The organism is Bacillus sp. PPSBB_2 (genome assembly GCF_045291115.1).
GTDB lineage: Bacteria > Bacillota > Bacilli > Bacillales > Bacillaceae_G > Bacillus_A > Bacillus_A cereus.
This window is the reverse complement of sequence record NZ_CP147983.1, coordinates 2,497,988-2,519,606: the sequence shown is the minus strand read 5'-3', so window position 1 is coordinate 2,519,606 and position 21,619 is coordinate 2,497,988. Positions and strand designations below refer to the sequence as shown.

Here is a 21,619-nt window from a genome sequence, read left to right as displayed (position 1 = left end):
TTACAGAAACTCAAATTAACTTTATTAAATTGCATATACAATAGAAAAGGTGCATATTTACATATCAATGAAAATATGCACCTTCCCTCAGTAATATCATCAGGCATTCGCTTCTATTACAAAGATTTCTATGTCTCTACCAATTACTTTTTACATTATCCCCTTAAAAAGTAATGCTCTTAATATATTCATTATTCCCTACACTTGATATGCAGGTATTGGTCTCCCCTTTTCGTTCATTGCGTTGCATCTTTTGCACTCTCTACTTTTCAGTTAATGAAAGGGATGTTTCTTTTATCCCTTCAAATTCATTTAATAGATACTTAGCTATCTTTTCAACTGCGGGGAAGTCTACTATTTCCTCATGTGATCCAGGGACTAAATACCTATTTACTCTACCTTTTAATAACGGTCCCCAATCTGTAAACAACTCTTTTCCTTCCTCAGCACTAAAGTAGAGAACTTCTCCAGAGTATGGTATTAAATCATGCTCTGCCATTAAGTTCAGACATTTCCTATGAGCATTGATAACTTGCTTCAAATTCATAAGATCTGCATCAGGCGGGAGTACTCCCTCCATAATTAATCGCTCTACAAGCATATCTTGTTCATGGAAGAGGCCTTCCCCCTGCTCAGTAAAATCTCTAGGAATGAAATGCTCATATATATATGAGAGCATATCCTCCGTTGTTTTATAGTCCTGCTCTGAAGGTACTTTAGTATCCATTAGTATCAACAACTCAACTTCCTCACCTTGATTCTTTAGTACAGTTGCGATTTTATAAGCAATTGCACCGCCTAAAGACCATCCTCCAAGACGATATGGACCTTCTGGCTGAACACGTTTTATTTCTTCGATGTAAAGTTGAATTACTTCCGGCAAAGTTAACTCGTCAATTTCTTTCTTTTCTATAAGAGGATTCTGTAAACCATAAAATGAACAATGGTTCTTAAGCAATCTTGCTAGTTGAATGTAACAGAATACATTCCCCATAAACGGATGAACGCAGAAGAAAGATCTTTTCTCTGATTCTTGTAGTGGAACTAGCGCTGCTACTGATTTCGTCATATCATGCTTATCACGAATAAGGCATGCGATTCCTTCCACTGTTGGATTCTTAATCAATGTAGACACCTTAATCTCTTTTCCAAACTTCTCCTTAATTTTTGAAACTAATTTAATTACAAGGAGAGAGTGTCCTCCTCTATTAAAGAAATCATCATTTACATAGACATCTTCTATCTGTAACACATCCTGCCAGATTTTAATCAACTGATATTCAATTTCATCCCTTGGAATGATTGGTGTAGAAACGTTATTTTCTCTCAGAATAGTTAAATTGTTCAATGCCTTTCGATCAACTTTTCCATTCGTTGTAAGAGGAATCTCGTCTACCTTAATAAAGTGTGCGGGAACCATATAATTCGGTACTTGTGTCTTGAGATATTCACGCCAATCATGCATACTACCATCTCCAACTACATAAGCAACCAATCTCTGCTCTCCTAATTTATCCTCTGTTACCAAAACTACTGCCTCTTTTACCAATGGATGCCTCTCTATACTCGCTTCAATCTCTTCAAGTTCAATACGAAAGCCCCTAATTTTCACTTGATTATCAATTCTTCTCAAGTAATCTAAATTACCATCAGGTAAATAACGAACCAAATCTCCCGTACGATATAAACGCTCTTCTTCATTAAATGGATGACGGATGAATCTCTCTGCTGTTAATTCTGGACGATTCAAGTATCCTCTCGCTATACCTGCACCACCAATATATAGCTCACCTGTTACACCAACTGGGACAGGTAACAAATTTTTATCCAATACATAAGTTTGAACGTTTGGCAATGGGCGCCCAATTGTTATTCTCTTACTATCTGTTTGGATATGATAACACGTTGCATCAACCGTACATTCTGTAGGACCGTATACGTTATAAAAATCAATTTTTTCAGTCTCTACTAGCTGTTCCCATAATGACGGCATAATTGCTTCACCACCGACTAATATCTTACTTGGTACATGAACATCAGCACTTATTTCTAGCAATCCTCCATCTATTAGTAATTGAAGTAATGAAGGTGTCATATCAAACATTTCCAATTTATTCTCCCTAATATAGGACACAAATTGTTCCGGATTAGTGCGAACTTCACTTGGGATAATATATAAACTTGAACCATAAAGCAACATTTGTAATTGCTGAATAGATACATCAAAGGCAATTGACGCATTCAAACCGACGCGCATATTATTAGGTATCTCATGTGAGAAAACTTCTTTTTGTAAACCATAGGATAGGTTTATTACACAATTGTGCTGTACTAAAGCCCCCTTTGGATTCCCTGTCGAACCAGAAGTATAGATAACATACGCTAAGTTTTCCCCTGTTACCTCACATATTGGTGAAAGTTTGCTTTCTTGAGAAAGCATTGCTTGGTCCCTATCTAGGCAAACTGTCTTGATGTCTTTAGGTATCCAGCCTAGTAATACTTCATTTGTAACTAACACTTTAATTCCTGTGTCTTCTAAAATATATTGTAGGCGGCTTTCCGGATTCGATGGATCTAATGGAACATAGGCTGCTCCAGCCTTCCAAATTCCCATGAGACCAACAACCATCTCAACTGAACGCTCAAAGCAAAGGCCAACTAATGACTCTGTCCCAATTCCACATTTCTGTAAATGATGGGCTAATTGATTAGCTCTTTCATTCAGCTCTCGATATGTTAGTTGCTGTTTTTCATCTACCACTGCCAACGCGTCAGGCGTACGATTTACTTGCTCTTCGAATAGTTGATGGATTGCATTCTCACGTGGATAGGATATAGTATTATTATTCCATTCTTCCAATAGCTTTCTTTGTTCAGCTTCCGTAATATATACTAGCTCCGATAGATTTTGATCAATGTTTTTGAGCATTTGCATTAACACTTGGTGTAAATGACCCAGCATTCGTTCAATGGTTACTCTATTAAACTTACTACGGTCATACATTAACTTTAACGATAACTGGATTCCTGGAACTACAGCTAACCCTAATGGGTAGTGGGTTTGTTCTACCCCTTCCAATTCACCAATTTCCAGATTTTCTGAAGACTCCTCTTTCACTGGATAATTTTCAAACACATATAAACTATTGAATAGCGGTATTCCTCTAGGAACTTCACTCCACCCCTGAATCTCTGTCAAAGAAGCATACTCATATTGTCTTCTTTCTATCTCTTCCTCTTGTATCTTCTGCAACCAATCTATTAATTTTATATCATCCATCAATTGAATTCGCGTCGGTGACGTTGTAATGAAAGGACCTACGATGTTTTCAACATCAATAATCTCCGTAGAACGCCCTGAGCTTGTTACACCAAAAACAATGTCATTTTCTCCACTATATCGGCTCATGAGATATGCCCATGCACCTTGAATTACTGTACTCAAAGTAAGTTTATTGCGTTTCGCCCATCCTTGTAACGCTTGAGTCTGCTCTTCTGATAAATACGTAACCTTCTCTGTGTAACCTTTTTCTTCCTCTTTACTTTCTAAGCCCAGCAAAGTTGGCGCAGTAAAACCTTTTAGCTTCTCTCTCCAGAATTGTTCCGCCTGCTCCTTATCCTGCTCTCTTAACCATTGGATATATTTCTTATATGGTGAGGACTTAGGTAATTTCACAGCTTCTCCATTCATTCTCTTCTGATAGACTGTAAGTAATTCATTAAATACTAATGGTAAACTCCATCCATCCAGTAAAATATGGTGATGGGTCCAAACAATCCGATATTCTTCCTCACCTTCTTGAATGACTGTTACCCGCATCAATGGTGCTTCATCAAATTGGAAGGCTTGTTTTCGATCTAATGCCAAAAAGACTTTTCTTTTTTCCTCTATCTCTTCACTTGTCATTGTACGCCAGTCTTCTTTGTTCACTTTAAATGGGATATTTTCATACACCACTTGTACAGGTTCTTCAATTTCGTCCCATACAAATGCTGTACGAAAAATTTCATGCCGCTGAATTACAGATTTCCACGCCTGCTCAAATGTAGGAATATTCATTTTTCCTCGAATCATAAAACTCAATTGCACTATATACGGTGCAACATGTTCATCCCCTTGGTCATGCAATGTGTGGAAAATCATACCTTCTTGCAAAGGTGATAGTGGATATAAATCAGTAATCTGATTGTTCTTTCCGCGATGCATTTTGTTTAGTACATTTGTCAAACCTTCTTGGCTAAGATTAGTCATTGCAAAATCCGAAATGGTCAGTGCAGATTCTCTATCTGAAAATTGAATCAATGTACTCAGTTGATATAGCATATTCTGTGCAATACTTTGAATCGTTGATTTGGCAAATTGTCCAACATTGTATACCCAAGTGAACTGAAGTTTTCCATCCGTTACAACCCCAATTACATCAATTACATGCGATCGCTTGGAACCGGCAGCATGATCTAAACGCTTAAATTCGTTCTCCGGAATAAACATTGCATCGCTAGAAAACATTTGGTCAAATTGTCCAAGATAGTTAAAACTAATAGACGGTGTATATTGGGAGCTTAATTGCTCACACATTGTTGCGTTCATGTAACGCAACACCCCATAATCAACACCCTTATTAGGAATTTTGCGAACTTGTTCTTTAACTGCTTTTAATGCTGCAATTGGCGTATGAGCACTAGTAATATTTAAATGAACTGGGTAAATACTTGTAAACCATCCCACAGTTCTCGATAAATCAACATCTTCAATAATCTCTTCTCGACCATGTCCCTCTAAATCTACGCTCAATATTGGCTGCCCCGTACATGCTGCCGTAGCTTGTACTAATGCTGCTAATAATACTTCATTGATTTGGACACGGTGAGTGCTTAAAGTCTCTTGCAATAACATACGGGTCTCATTCTCATTTAACACCACAGTAATTTCCTCAGTTACTGCGCTTACTGGATTACTTATAGTACCATCTACCGGCAATTTAACTACGTCTTGTTCAGCCTGCTCCTCCCAGTAATGTAGCACTTCTTTTGATAGTCCAGTTTCAGCGTAATGATGTAATTTCTCCGACCATTCTTTAAAAGATGTACTCTTCATAGGTAATTGAATTTTCTGCCCTTGGACTACTTGCGTATATGCTGTTTGCAAATCTTCCAATAAAATTCGCCAAGAAACACCATCCACGGCTAAATGATGAATTGTCCAAAATAATCGGCCAGCGTGCTCACCTTCATCAAAATACACCATTCTCATTAGCGGACCATCATGTAAATTCAAACTTTCTTGTGCAACATTAATCTCTTTTTGAATAACCTGATGCCAATCCGCTTCCGTCACTTCGTCTAATGAAATGACAGTAAGCATCAATTGTTCTTCTATTCCTTCATTCCACTGTTTCCAAACCCCATTAGGTAAACGTTCATATCTTAAACGCAGAGCATCATGATGAAGTAGAAGGTTACCTGCCGCCTTTTCCAGTGATCCTATGTCCAATTTCTCTTTCGTTCTAAAGAACATGGATTGATTCCAATGATGTGGGTTAGGATGATTTTGTGCAAAAAACCTTTGCTGAATAGGTGTAAGTATCGTCTCTCCAGTTATAATTCCCTGTTCAGCTTGTACACCTTGTTCTTCTTTGACTACTTGCGCCAACTCAGCAATCGTTTGGTGTTCAAATATTTGTTTTGGTGTCAATTGTAAACCAGCTTGCTTCGCGCGCGCGACAATCTGAATGCTAAGAATTGAATCTCCACCAATTTCAAAGAAGTTATCATTCATACCAATACGTTTTGAACCTAGCACACGTTCCCAAATGATAGAAAGCTTATGTTCACGTTCATTTCTTGGGGCCACGTATCCTTCTTGTGTTCCTTGATAATCTGGTATAGGTAAGGATTTCCGATCAATCTTTCCATTTATGGTTAGCGGTAATTCTTTCATTTCGACAAAGTAGGAAGGTATCATATGGATTGGCAGTTTTGTTTTAAGATACTCTCGCCATTCTTCTAAACTGCCTTCGCCCACTACATAAGCTACCAGCCTCTTATCTCCCGACTGATTTTCCCTAACCATTACAACTGCCTCTTTTACCAAGTCATGCTCTTGTAAAGTCGACTCAATCTCTCCAAGTTCAATTCGAAATCCTCTAATCTTCACTTGATTATCCATTCTTCCTAAGTAGTCTATATTACCATCAGGAAGATATCTCACAAGATCACCTGTTCTATATAACCTCTCGCCTTCTTTGAATGGATGAGAAATAAATCGTTCGGATGTTAACTCTGGACGATTCAAGTACCCCCTTGCTAGACCTGCTCCTCCGATATAAAGTTCCCCCATCACACCAACTGGAACTGGCAACCTATTTCTATCTAATACATAAGTTTGGATGTTAGGCAATGGACGCCCAATTGTTACTCTCCTACTATCTTTTTTGATATGATAGCATGTTGCATCAACCGTACATTCTGTAGGACCATATACATTATAAAACTGGATTTTATCAGTCTCTACTAGCTGTTCCCATAATGACGGCATAATTGCTTCACCACCAACCAGTACCTTACTTGGAACATGAACGCCATCGCACGTTTCTAACAATCCGACATCTATAAGTAATTGAAGCAATGAAGGTGTTATATCAAAGATTTCTAACTTGTTCTCCCTAATATAAGCTACAAACTGCTCCGGATCACTTCGTACTTCGCTTGGAATAATATACAAACTTGAACCATAAAGCAACATTTGTAATTGCTGAATAGATGCATCAAAGGCAATTGAAGCATTTAAACCGACATGCATGTTAGATGGTATCTCATGTTCGAAAACCTCTTTTTGTAAACCATGCGACAAGTTTATTACAGAATGATGCTGTATCAAGACACCCTTTGGGTTCCCCGTCGATCCCGAAGTATAGATAACATACGCTAGGTTTTCTCCTGTTACTTCACATTTTGGTGAAAGAATGCTTTCTTTTGAAATCATTGCCTGATCCCTATCTAGACAAACTGCCTTGACTTCTTTGGGTATCCAACCTTCTAATGACTCATTCGTAACTAATACTTGAATTTCAGTGTCCTCCAAAATATATCGTATGCGACTTTCTGGATATGATGGGTCCAATGGAACGTATGCTGCTCCAGCCTTCCAGATTCCCATAATACTAACAATCATCTCAACTGAACGCTCAAAGCAAATTCCAACTAATGATTCATTCCTAATCCCACATTGCTGAAGATAGTGGGCCAATTGATTAGCTTTTTCATTAAGCTCTCGATATGTTAACTGCTGTTTTTCATCTACCACTGCTACCGCATCAGGTGTACGATTTACTTGCTCTTCAAACATCTGATGAATCGTACTTTCCCGTAGATATGCTACAGCATTATTATTCCAATCTTTCAACTGTTTTTGCTGTAATCCTGATACTATAGGCAACTTAGCCAATGATTTATCAGGATTCTCCACGATTACATTCAACCAGTTTCCAAAATGTTCAGCCATGGATTCAATAGTTACGCTGTCAAATAAATCAGTTCTATAAACAAAAGTAAGTAATAAACCCTCTTCCACTTCTGCAGCTGTTAAACTTAAATCAAACTTAGCGATTGGAGCATTACTTTCCATTACTTCTATATTTCTTCCATGTAGTTCTGGTTGCTTCTGTCCCGTATTTTGCAAAGTAAACATGGTTTGGAAAATCGGAGAATGGCTTGTATTTCGTTCAGGTTGGATAACCTCTACAATTTTCTCAAACGGAACATCTTGATACTCATACGCCTTCAATGCTTTTATCCGCACTTGAGACAACAACTCTTGAAATGCCGGTGCATTACTTAAATCAGCTCGATAAACCAATGTATTGACAAAGAAACCAATCAGCCCTTCAATTTCTCGATAATTTCGATTTGCAATTGGGCTGCCAACAATAATATCCGTTTGTCCCGTATAACGAGCAAGGAAACTTTGATACGATGCCAATAAGGTCATGAAAAGTGTGGCCCCTTCTTGACGACTTAGTTCGTTTAATTTATCCAGTAATGGGCGCGATAACAAAACATTATGAGTTAATCCATGGTGGGTTTGCACTGGCGGACGCGGACGATCCATTGGTAACATTAAGACTGGTAACTCACCAGATAATTCTTCCTTCCAATATGCAAGTTGTTGATATAGTACTTCATCTTTCAACCATTCTCTTTGCCACTGAGCAAAATCGGCATATTGAACTGGTAGTGGTTCCAGTTCTGCTTGTTTTTCACCAATCGTATTCTCATAAAATGCCATCCATTCTTGAAGTAAGATTTCCATCGACCATCCATCTGAGATAATATGATGCATATTACACAGAAGAACCCATTCTTCTTCTGAAATTCTTATAATTTGTCCACGGAACAATGGCCCTTGTTCTAAATCAAATGGAGATTCGACTTCAGTTTGAATCCATTGCTCCAACTTTCTTTCTCTCTCCTCTAATGAAAGCTTAGTTAAGTCCATTTGTGGCAGAGAACGGAAAATATACGGTTGAATCTGCTGCACAGGATGGCCATCCTCTTCATAAAATACCGTCCGCAAAGATTCATGACGCTCTATCAACTGATTCCATCCCAACTCCAATGCTTCAGGTAACCAATTCCCTGTAAGGCGGCATACCATTGGCATATTATAAAGGGCACTATTAGGTGCAAATTGATCAATAAACCATAAGCGCTGTTGGGCATAAGATAGTGGAATATTATTTCCGCGTTCCATCGGCACCAATGGTGGAATTTCTCGTTTTTCATTCCCCTTACGTAACTGATCCATTCGTTTCGCTAATGCCTCGATCGTTGAATATTCGAACAGTTCACGTACTGGCAATTTGATTTGAAAGACTTCCTGTAAGCGTGAGACCACTTGTGTAGCAAGTAGAGAGTGACCACCAAGCTCAAAGAAAGAATCCTGAACACCAATGTCTCCTATTCCTAGCACTTGACTCCACACTGAAGCGATAAGTTCTTCCAGCGGAGTTCGTGGGTATACAGTATTTTCAGCGGATTGTTCACTAAGTATAGGTAATGCCTTCAAATCAAGTTTTCCATTCGGTGTAAGTGGTAAAAATTCCATCTCAATAAAGTTTGTTGGAACCATGTAATTTGGTAAATGTGTTTGTAGATGTTCTCGCCATTCATGGACACTTCCTTCACCAACTACATAAGCTACTAATCTCTTATCACCTTGATTATCCTCTCGTACCAATACAACTGCTTCTTTTACAGAGGAATGTGACTGCAAAACAGCTTCTATTTCTCCCAATTCAATCCGGAAACCACGAATTTTCACTTGGTCATCTATACGACCATGGAACTGGAGATTACCATCAGAAAGATAACTTGCTTTGTCTCCTGTGTAATAGAGACGTTCTCCTGACTTGAAAGGATGTGGAATAAATTTTTCCTTTGTAAGATCCGGACGATTAACATATCCACGTGCAAGACTCTTCCCTCCAATATAGAGATTTCCAATTACCCCAATTGGTACTAGCTGAAGATGAGAATCTAATACATAAACTTCTGTATTCGCAATCGGTCGACCAATCGATGGCGTACCTGTTGTCACTCCTATAGGTACATAACTATCTGTGGTAACGACTGTATTTTCCGATGGACCATACTGATTAATTACCGCAAAAGGAATATCGTTAGATGGATACTGTGTTAATTGATCCCCACCAGTAATGATAAAACGAAGATCCGTTTTATCTGGCCAAGATAATTTCAAGAGCCTTTCCAGAATAGGCGTAGGTGCAAAGCTAGCTGTTATTCGTGAATTAATGAGCCAGTCCCTTAGTGCTTCTGGATTAACTCTCAGTTCCTCTGTTGACAAGTAGAGTGCTGCACCAGCAGTTAGATACGGCCAAATCTCCTGAACAGCCGAATCAAAAGCAACCCCTGCAATCTGAGTCGCACGATCCTCTGCTGAAATATGATAAACTTCCTGATGCCAAGAAACCATATTCATTAATGAGCGATATTCAACCATGACACCCTTCGGTTTTCCTGTAGAACCAGAGGTATAGACAATATAGGCTAAGTTCTCTGGATTTATTTGACGTGTAGGTGCGATTACGCTTTCCACCGTTAATTCTTCTAACCTCACCATTTCGACGTGTGCGAAATGTCCTTCTTGTCCTTCCGCCGTCACTACAAATTGAATTCCTGCATCTTCAATCATGTATTCTAACCTTGATTTTGGATACAACGGATCTAAAACGACATAAGCTCCACCAGCTTTTAAAATGCCTAGTAAACTTGCCATCAGCTCAGCTGACCTCGGAAGATAAACTCCTACCACTGACTTTGGGGCTACTCCCTTTCGCTGTAAAACATTTGCCAACTGATTTGCTTGTGCATCCAGTTCACCATAAGTCCACTGTTTTGTTTGATCAACTACCGCAATCGCATCCGGACGCCTTGCTACTTGCTCCTCAAATCTGTCGCAAATAAGACCCTGATGAGACATTTCCATTACAGTGTCATTCCATGTTTCTAATAACAAAGTACGCTCGGGTTCTGATAGCATGCTCAGGTCATGCAACGGATTTTGTGGGCGATGAGAAACTTCATGTAGCCATTTCTCAAAGTGTCCTGCCATCCGTTCAATAGTAGTAGCATTGAATAAATCCTTATTGTACTCAAAAGTAAAAAGTAATCCCTCTTCCGTCTCAGCTGCCATTACACTTAAATCAAACTTTGCAATTGGACTATGGCTTTCTATCATTTCAATACTTCTACTAGACAACACCGGTAATTCTTGTTTCATATTTTGCAAGATGAACATAGTCTGGAAGATTGGCGAATGACTTGTACTTCGTTCCGGTTGCACAACTTCTACAATTTTTTCAAATGGAATATCTTGATATTCATACGCCTTCAATGCCTTTTGACGAACCTGATATAGTACATCTTGAAATGTCGGCCTACCACTCAAATTAGCTCGATAAATCAGCGTGTTAACGAAGAAACCAATTAGTCCTTCAATTTCTCTATAATTCCGATTCGCAATTGGGCTTCCGACCAGAATATCTTCTTGTCCCGTATAACGAGATAGAAAACTTTGATATGCAGCTAAAAGCGTCATGAAGAGTGTAGCCCCTTCTTTTCGACTAAGTTCATTCAATTTATCATGTAGCCTGCTTGGCAGAACCAGAGTGTATGTCGACCCGTGATGAGTTTGTATTGCGGGACGCGGGCGATCCATAGGAAGTTGGAGTACAGGAAGCTCCCCAGACAATTCTTCCCTCCAATATTGGAGTTGTTGATTAAGCACCTCCTCCTTTAGCCATCCTTTTTGCCACTGAGCAAAGTCTGCATATTGAACCGGTAATGGTTCAAGTTCCACTACCTTTCCATCCGTTGCTTTCTCATAAAATGCCATCCATTCTTCAAGTAGGATTCCCATTGACCATCCATCTGAAATGATATGATGTAGAGTACAAAGGAGTATCCATTCTTCCTCTCCCACATGCAAAATACTTGTCCTGATTAATGGACCCTCTGTTAAATCAAATGGCACTTCTGTTTCTTGTTGAATTAAACGTTTAACTTCTTCTTCTTGATCTTCAGAAGAAAGCATAGTTAAATCCGTTTTCGGAATTGATTGAAAAGCATACGGTTCAATTTGCTGTACGGGTTGACCGTTCACTTCGTGAAAGACCGTCCGCAGTGATTCATGACGTTCTATTAGTTGATTCCATCCCGTTTCCAATGCTTCAAGTAGCCAATTCCCTGTAAGGCGACATACCATTGGCATATTGTAAAGGGCACTATTAGGTGTAAATTGATCAATGAACCATAAGCGTTGTTGGGCATAAGATAGTGGGATAGCTTCTCCTCGTTTCATTGGTATTAGCGGCGGAATCTCTCGTTTTTTATCTCCTTTACGTAACTGATCTAATCGCTTTGCCAGTGACTCCACCGTTGTATATTCAAATAGTTCACGTACTGGTAATTCAATTTGAAAAATTCCCTGTAAACGTGACACTACTTGAGTAGCTAGTAGTGAATGACCACCGATTTCAAAAAAGGAATCCTGAACACTAATATTTTTTATTCCTAACACTTGACTCCAAACGGAAACGATAAGCTCCTCCACTGGTGTTCGTGATGACGTAATATCTTCACTTATGAACTGTTCTTCTAATTCCAGTAAGGCTTTCCGATTCACCTTACCATTTGGAGTGAGTGGCATACCTTCAATTTTGAAAAAGTATGCCGGAACCATATAATGTGGCAGTTGCTTCTTGAGATATTCACGCCACTCTCCAGTATCCCCTTCACCCACTACATAAGCTACTAACTGCTTATCTCCTGGTCGATCTTCCTTCACCAACACGACTGCCTCTTTTACAGATGAGTGATCATGTAAAGCTGCTTCAATTTCTCCCAATTCAATTCGGAATCCTCTAATTTTAACTTGGTTATCTATTCTTCCAATATATTCTAAGTTACGATCATTCATATATCTCACCAAGTCACCCGTTCGATATAATCGTTCCCCGTCCTTAAAAGGATGCGGAATAAAACGTTCAGTAGTTAAATCCGGTCGATTGAAGTAGCCACGTGCCAATCCTACTCCTCCAAGGTAAAGTTCCCCTGCCACACCAATCGGGACCAATTGTTGATATTGATCTAGCACATGCAACTCTGTATTATCAATCGGACGACCAATTGGAATAAGCATTGCTTCTTTTTCTAAATCACAATCATAATAAGTCACATCCACAGTTGCTTCAGTAGGACCATACAAGTTAATTAACTTTGTTTGCTGAACATTGTAAAAGATCCCCTTAAACCGGCGAACCTGCTCAGTGTTTAACGCTTCTCCACTAGTAAAAACTTGAATTAAAGACGATACATCCCTTTTCGAATTATATAGTTCCATATAATCTAAAAAAGTAGATAACATCGACGGAACAAAGTGCATGGTGGACACACGATATCGTTCAATATACTCCTCAATCACCGCAGGATCTTTCTCTCCTCCTGGTGGAAGTAAACAAACACGTGCTCCTACAAATGACCACCAAAATAATTCCCAGACAGAAACATCAAATGAGAACGGTGTCTTTTGTAGGATTGTATCCTCCTCGGACAATGGGTATTTTTTCTGCATCCACTGTAGACGGTTGATAACGGAATGATGTTCAATCATTACCCCCTTTGGATTTCCCGTCGAACCCGAAGTGTATATGATATAGGCTAAGTTATTTGCTGTTACTCCACTTACCGGAGCTAAATTACTCTCTTTAGAAATCATCACTTGATCCCGGTCTAAACAAATTGCTTGAATATCTTTAGGTAACCAGTCCTGTAGTGTTTCTTTTGTTAACAGCACTTGAATTTGTGAATTCTCCAAAATATATCTCAGGCGGTTTTCGGGATAACTTGGGTCCAGTGGGACATAAGCCCCACCTGCCTTCAAAATCCCAAAGAGACCGATAATCATATCAGGAGAACGTTCAATACATATACCAACCAATGATTCAGGTCCGATACCTCGTTTTTGTAGAAAATGTGCCAATTGATTCGATTTTTCATTAAGTTCTTGATACGTTAGCTTTCCCCCCTCATAAACTACCGCCACTGCATCAGGTGTCCGTGCAACTTGCTGCTCAAATAGCTCATGAATCATACAATCGTGACCATAAACTACGTCCGTATCATTCCATTCTTCTAGGAGTTGTTTTTGCTCATTATCCGATAACATTGACAGCTTTGCATATGATTCATCTGGATGATACGTGATTTCATTTAGCCAGTTCTCAAAATGTCCTGCCATACGTGCAATGGTACTACTATCAAATAAATCCGTGTTGTATTCAAATGAGACGAATAGACCTTCTTCCACTTCATAGGCAGTTAAGCTCAAATCAAATTTAGCAATAGACATATTACTTTCTACCATTTCAATACTTCTATCAGGCAAATCTAGTCGTTCTTGTTTTATATTCTGTAGCGTAAACATGGTCTGAAATATAGGGGAATGACTCATGCTTCGTTCAGGTTGCACAGCTTCTACTATTTTTTCAAATGGTATATCTTGATATTCGTAAGCTTTTAACGCCTTTTTCTTTGTTTGGTTCAAAATCTCTCGAAAAGTAGGGGTGCCACTCAAATCTGATCGGTAAACCAACGTATTAACAAAGAAACCAATTAATCCTTCTACTCCCTTATGGTTTCGATTTGCAATCGGACTACCAACTAGAATATCTTTTTGTCCCGTATAACGAGCAAGAAAGCTCTGGTATGCGGCCATTAAAGTCATAAATAAAGTAGATCCTTCTTGTCGACTTATATCCTTCAATTGACTGAGCAATTTATAAGGAAAAATCACATGATGCGTAGCCCCAGAGTAAGTCTGCTTAACCGGCCGAGGTCGATCCACTGGCAGTTGTAAGATAGGAAGCTCCCCAGACAATTCTTCCTGCCAATACGTAAGCTGACGATTTAGCACATCACCTTGCAACCACTCCTTTTGCCACTTCGCAAAGTCTGCATATTGAATGGATAATGAACTTAATTTAGCAGGATTTCCACCCATTTCTTCTTCATAGAAAGCAAGTAATTCATTCATGAATATACCAATGGACCAAGCATCAGAAATAATATGATGCATCGTACACAGTAATAACCATTCATCCTTCTCTAATTGAACAAGCTGATTACGAATTAAAGGACCATTCATTAAATCAAATGGTTCTTGCGCTTCTCTCGCAATTAAACTATCTACCTCTTTTTCTTTTACTTCTAGAGGAAGTTGAGAGTAATCTCTTACAGGTAATGCTCTAGGAAGGAATTCGACAATTTGTTGCACAGGTTGTTCTCCTATTTCTTTAAAAACAGTTCGTAATGATTCATGGCGTTCAATGAGTCGATTGAATCCCTTTTCTAATGCTTCAGGTATCCAATTTCCTTTTAGATGCCAAACCGTTGGAATATTATATAAAGAACTGTTTGGATTAAATCTGTCCATAAACCACAAGCGTTGTTGTGCATAAGACAACGGGAGTGCTTCTTTATTCTCCTTTTTTTGCATTTGCTTCTGAAGCCATGCTCTCTTCTCAGGAGAAAGTGAACTCAGCTTTGCAAGTAAATCACTTCTCATTTTTTTACCCCTTCCTCAATCAAATTACTCTCGAATATCCCTTGTGCTTCTTCCTCTGATAGCTCCTCTAATTGCTTAAGTAGTTCCAATAATTCTTCATCATTACTCACTTCTGCTTCTTTTTGAACATAGTCTTGAAGACTTACATTCTCCTTACTATCATTCTGCATTTCTTGATTTTTGTTATCGAGCAATTGATCAATCTGTTCTGCCAATTGCTGCACCGTATGAAACATAAATAAATCATGCAATGGTATCTCGATTCTAAAAGCCTCTTTAAGATTGGAAACAGCTTGCGTAGCAAGTAATGAATGGCCACCAATTTCAAAAAATGAATCTTGAATTCCGATGTTTTCCATACCTAAAACTTCATGCCATATCGAAACGATTGTTTTTTCCGTAGACGTACGAGGAGCAATATAACAACTCGCTATCTCCTGTCTCTCTGGTACTGGTAAGGCCTTCCTATCAATTTTCCCATTAGGAGTGAGTGGAAATGCATTTAATCCAACAAAATAGGCTGGAATCATATAATTTGGTAGTTGATCCTTGAGATAATCACGCCACTTTTGAGCATCCCCGTCTCCTACAACATAGGCGATCAAACGCGGATCGCCAGGATAATCTTCCTGCACCATCACAATAACTTCGTTAACTAGTGTATGCCTTTGTAATATCGCTTCAATTTCTCCTAGTTCAATCCGGAACCCACGAATTTTCACTTGATGATCGATTCGTCCAACATACTCCAAATTTCCATCTGGTAAATACCTTACTAGATCTCCAGTCCGGTATACTCGCTCTCCTTCTTTAAACGGATGCGGTATAAAACGATCTTGCGTTAAGTCAGGGCGGTTTAAATATCCACGCGCTAACCCTGATCCACCAATGTATAGCTCACCAACTACACCAATTGGAACCATTTTTTGTTCGGCACTCAGTACATATACTTCTGTATTGAATATTGGTTTACCAATTGGTGGTACCCTATGCATGTCACACTTTTCTAATTCCATATACGTGGAATACGTAGTATCTTCGGACGGTCCATATAGGTTGTACACCTTTTCGATCGTACTTCTCTCGTATAAATCTTGAACAAGCGAATATGGCAATGGTTCTCCAGCCAAATTCATCACCTTTACCGAAGAAGGGATTGTTTTTGCTCGAACCAGTTCCTTCGCTGCCGATGGTACAGTATTAACCAAAGTTACACCTTTGATAGACAACTTCTCTAGATGTAGAGCATTTTCAGTGACAATCACCTTACCACCCATCGTTAAGGGAACAAATACTTCAAAAACGGATAAATCAAAAGATAGCGAAGTTGAAGCTAACACTCCCGCTAATTCCTTTCGGGAATACGTATGATGCGCCCAATGAATCATTGTTACTGTATTCCTGTGCTCAATCATTACTCCCTTTGGATTTCCAGTGGAACCTGAAGTATAGATAATATAGGCTAAGTTATCGCCCGTTACTTCACTCATACATACCGTAGTTACTTCTTGTTCTATTTCTGCTCGATTACAATCAATACAAATCACGTCAACGAATTTAGGTATAACCATTTTTTGTCGTAACTTTTCCTGTGTCACCAGTACCTTTATTTGAGCATCTTTTAAAATGTACTGCAGTCGACTTTCTGGATACGCTGGATCAATTGGGACATATGCTCCTCCCGCCTTCATAATTCCTAAGAGACCGACAATCATCTCGGATGAACGTGTAACGCAAATCCCAACCAATGATTCGCATGTTACACCATTTTTTTGTAAATAATGTGCCAACTGATTCGAGCGTTCGTCCAACTCTCGATATGTTAGTTCTTCATCTTCGCACACTACTGCAATTGCTTCTGGTGTTTTTTTCACCTGTTCTTCAAACATTGTATGAATCGTACTTTCTTCCATATCTATAACACGCGATTTATTCCATTCCTCTAGTAGTTGCTTATATTCTACTTTCGATAACATATCCAGTTCTGATAATACACATTTTGGATGAGAGACAATTTGATTTAACCAATGTTTAAAATGACTTGCCATACGTTCAATGGTTGTATCATTAAACAAATCAGTATTATATTCAAAGGTTAGTGATAATCCTTCTTCCGTCTCAGAAGCAAATAAACTCAAATCAAATTTGGCAACAGAAACATGGCTTTCCATGAGTTCCATTTGTCTTTCAGATAGCTGAAGAAACTCTTGTTTCGTATTCTGTAAAGTAAACATAGTTTGGAATATTGGTGAATGACTTGTATTCCGTTCAGGTTTTACGGATTCTACCACTTTCTCAAATGGGATGTCCTGATACTCGTATGCTTTTAGTGCTTTTTTTCTTACCTGCGACAAAAGTTCTTGGAACGACGGATTTTCACTGAAATCAGCTCGATAAACCAACGTATTTGCAAAGAAACCTATTAATCCCTCAATCTCTTTCACATTTCGATTAGCGATTGGGCTTCCAACCAAGATGTCATCCTGTCCTGTATAACGAGAAAGGAAGCTTTGATACGCTGCCATCAGTGTCATAAATAAAGTGCATCCTTCTTGCAGACTTAAATCTTTGAGCTTTTCCTGTAGGGAATTCGCTACTATTAAGGACTGACTTGCACCACGATGGGTTTGAACTGCAGGTCGAGGACGATCCATCGGTAATTGTAAAACCGGTAGTTCCCCAGATAATTCTTCCTTCCAATATTGAAGGTGCTGATTCAAATTTTCTTCTTTTTGCCATTCCTTCTGCCACATGACAAAATCTGCATATTGGATAGATAATTCCTTCAATTCCGCCGGTTTGCCGCTTAATGCTCCTTCATAAAAAGCCATCCATTCTTCAAGTAAGATTCCCATTGACCATCCATCTGAAATAATATGATGCATCGTACAAATGAGAATCCATTCTTCCCTGTCCACTTTCAATATTCGTGTTCGAATCAGAGGATCTTGTCCAAAATGAAATGGTTCCTCAGCTTCGTTTTGAATGAGCCGTTTCATTTCTCTTTCCCTATCTTCCAAAGAGAGATCTGTTAGATTCGTTTGAGGAATATGTCTGAATACATGAGATTGAACTTGTTGAAAAGGTTCACCCTCTTGTTCTAGAATTATCGTCCTTAATGATTCATGACGCTCCAACAATTGATTCCATCCGGCCTCCAATGCTTCAATTGACCATTCACCTGTTAAGCGACACGCTGCATGAATATTGTACATAGCACTATTTGGCATTAATTGATCAATAAACCATAGACGTTTCTGCGCATAGGAAAGTGGGATAATTTCTTCTCGTTTCATAGGTACAAGGGGAGCAACCTCTCGTTTTTTATCTTCTTTTCGTAACTGATCCACCCGTTTCGCCAATGCTTCCACTGTATCGTGCTTGAAAAGTTCACGTAATGGAATTTTAATTTGGAACAGTTCTTGCAATCGAGAGACAATTTGAGTAGCAAGTAGTGAGTGCCCACCACGTTCAAAGAAGGAATCTTGAATACCAATATTTTCTGTTCCTAACACTTGGCTCCAAACCGAGGCAATAAGCTCTTCCGATGGCGTCCGAGGTAGCACATTTAAATCTTCAATAGCTTGCTCATCAGGTGCTGGCAAGGCCTTTCGGTCAATTTTCCCATTCGGAGTAAGCGGGAAGTGTTCTAACTCTATAAAGTGCGCTGGAATCATATGATTCGGTAATTGGTTTTGTAAATACTCTCTCCACTCCTCGGTATTTCCATCGCTTATTACATATGCAACCAATCGTTGATCACCTGGACGATCTTCTCTAACTAATACGACAGCCTCTTTAATAAACGAACATTTTTCTAAAGTGGCTTCAATTTCTCCTAATTCAATCCTAAAACCACGCATTTTGACTTGATGATCCATTCTACCTATAAATTCTATATTTCCATCAGTTAGATATCTTACTGAATCTCCTGTTCGATATAGTCGTTCCCCCAATCGAAATGGGTGCGAAATGAATTTTTCAGTAGTAAGATTCTGACGATTTAAGTATCCACGCGCTAAACCAGCACCACCAATATATAACTCACCCTCAGTTCCTATTGATTGCAAGCGTTGATTTTGGTCTAATACATATAATTGCGTGTTCTGTATTGGCTGCCCAATAGAAACAAATTCTTGATTAGGCTGAATATCAAATGCATTCACATAAATAGTGGCTTCAGTTGGTCCATAAAAGTTGGTTAATTTCACTTGTCCACTATAATTCCATTTCTGTTGAAATCGTCTAACTAACCCTGAACTTAGTTCTTCTCCACCAGAAAATACATGGCGTACGGACGAACAATTCATGTTCATTTCAATATGATTGAAGTGATCTAAGAAAACAGATAACATCGAAGGTACAAATTGAACTATAGTAACCTGATGTTGTTTAATCACTTCAGCTATAATAGAAGGATCTTTTTCTCCACCTGGAGGTAGGAAAGATACACTTGCACCAACGTGAATGCCCCAAAACAATTCCCAAACAGAGACATCAAATGAGAATGGCGTTTTCTGCAAGACCACATCCTTTTCAGAGAGCGGATATTTATGTTGCATCCATTCTAGATAATTAATTACTGAATGATGCTCAATCATTACTCCCTTTGGATTCCCTGTAGATCCTGAAGTATACATAACATACGCTAAATTTTCTCCTGTTACACCACTTATACATGGGGTTGTTTCTTCTTTTTCAATTGCAGTATAATCTTTATTCATACAAATCGTTTCAATATTTTCAGATACAAACAAATTTTTAGAATTCTCTTCCGTCACTAGTACTTCGATTCCAGCATCCTCTAATATATATCGAAGTCGACTCTCTGGATAAGTAGGGTCAAGTGGAACATACGCTGCTCCTGATTTTAGAATACCTAATAACGCTATCATCATTTGTAATGAACGTTCCATATATACCCCAACTAGAGACTCTGGGCCTACACCATGCTTTTGTAAATAATGAGCTAGCTGATTTGCACGCTTCTCCAACTCTTTATAGGTAATTTGTTCATTTTCGTAACTAGCCGCGATTGCTTCCGGTGTTTTTTTAACTTGCTCCTCAAACATCGTATGAATCATGCCTTCAGCCGAATAATTAACTTGAGTATGATTCCATTCCTCTAGTAACTGTATCTGTTCTTCTTCTGTTAAATGAGTAATTTCAAATAGTTTTGAATCTAGGCTCTTCGTCATCTGAATTAATATTTGCAATAAGTGATTCTGAATCCGATTTATTGTTTCTTCATTAAAATAGCTTCGATCATACATCAACTTTAAAGTAATTTTCTTACCGGGCATTACAATGAGTGTTAAAGGATAATTTGTTTGTTCCGTGCTTTTAACATCTAGTAATCTTAAATCATCATTTCTCTCACCTTGAATTGGATAATTTTCGAACACATACAAGGTATGAAATAAGGAGCTATTTCGCGGAACCTCACTCCAGCCTTGAATATCTATCAACGAATTATACTCATACTGTCTTCGTTCCATTTCTTTCATTTGTATTTTACGAAGCCAATCTACTACTGATGTATTATCCGTTAATCGAATTCTGGTAGGTAATGTGTTAATAAATAGCCCCACCATATTCTCTGCTCCTATTAAATCAGTAGGACGTCCAGCGCTAGTTACGCCAAATACGACGTCACTGTCACCGCTATACCTACTCATCAAATAAGCCCATGCACCTTGTACTAACGTATTCAACGTTAATCGACTATTTCGTACCCACTCTTGTAAATTCTCAGTAAGTTCCTCAGATACTTGATAAGCAAACTCCCCATAACCCTTCTCTTGTCCTTGATCCTTTCTTTCCATTGCTAATGGAGTAGGTGCATAGAACCCTTTTAATTCTTCTTTCCAAAATTCCTCTGCTTGACTTTGATCTTGTTTATTTATCCATTGGATATATTTTTTATAAGGAAGAGATTTAGGAAGATTCAACAATTCTCCCTTTATCATCTTGAGATAAACTTCCATCACTTCACTAAAGACCAATGACACACTCCATCCATCTAGCAAAATATGATGATGTGTCCAAATAATTCTCGTTTCCCTTTCTGCTTCTTTAATCGCAGTGACTCTCATCAATGGTGCTTCATCCAATAAAAATCCTTTGCTACGATCTGCAGTCAAAAACTGGTGTAATTTCTTCTCCTTCTCCTTCTCCTCATGCGAATGGGTACTCCAATCCTCTTGATGAATAGTAAAAGGAAGACGTTCGTAAACTGCTTGTAGAGGTTTTTCTACTTCCTCCCAAACAAATACTGAGCGCAGAACCTCATGTCGTTGAATAACATATTCCCAAGCTTTTTCAAAAGTAGCAACATCCAATTGCCCCCCGAGCAAGAAACCTACTTGTACAATATAGGAAAAAGAATATTCATCATCTTGATCGTATAAAGTATGAAACAGTATTCCTTTTTGCAAAGGTGATAAACCATATATATCAATAACGTCTCCCATT

Annotated in this window: 2 protein-coding genes; both read right to left on the bottom strand. The window is 38.6% G+C overall.

The window, feature by feature from the left end; translation table 11 throughout:
* Positions 1-262 precede the first annotated feature (262 nt).
* Positions 263-15,145 (bottom strand): non-ribosomal peptide synthase/polyketide synthase, encoded by a 14,883-nt coding sequence (locus V6946_RS12580; protein ID WP_406622324.1) that lies wholly within the window; start codon positions 15,143-15,145, stop codon positions 263-265.
* Positions 15,142-21,618, bottom strand: a complete 6,477-nt coding sequence (locus V6946_RS12575) for an amino acid adenylation domain-containing protein (protein WP_366981584.1) — start codon at positions 21,616-21,618, stop codon at positions 15,142-15,144. The genes V6946_RS12580 and V6946_RS12575 overlap by 4 nt, the downstream gene beginning before the upstream one ends.
* Between the last annotated feature and the right edge of the window lies 1 nt (position 21,619).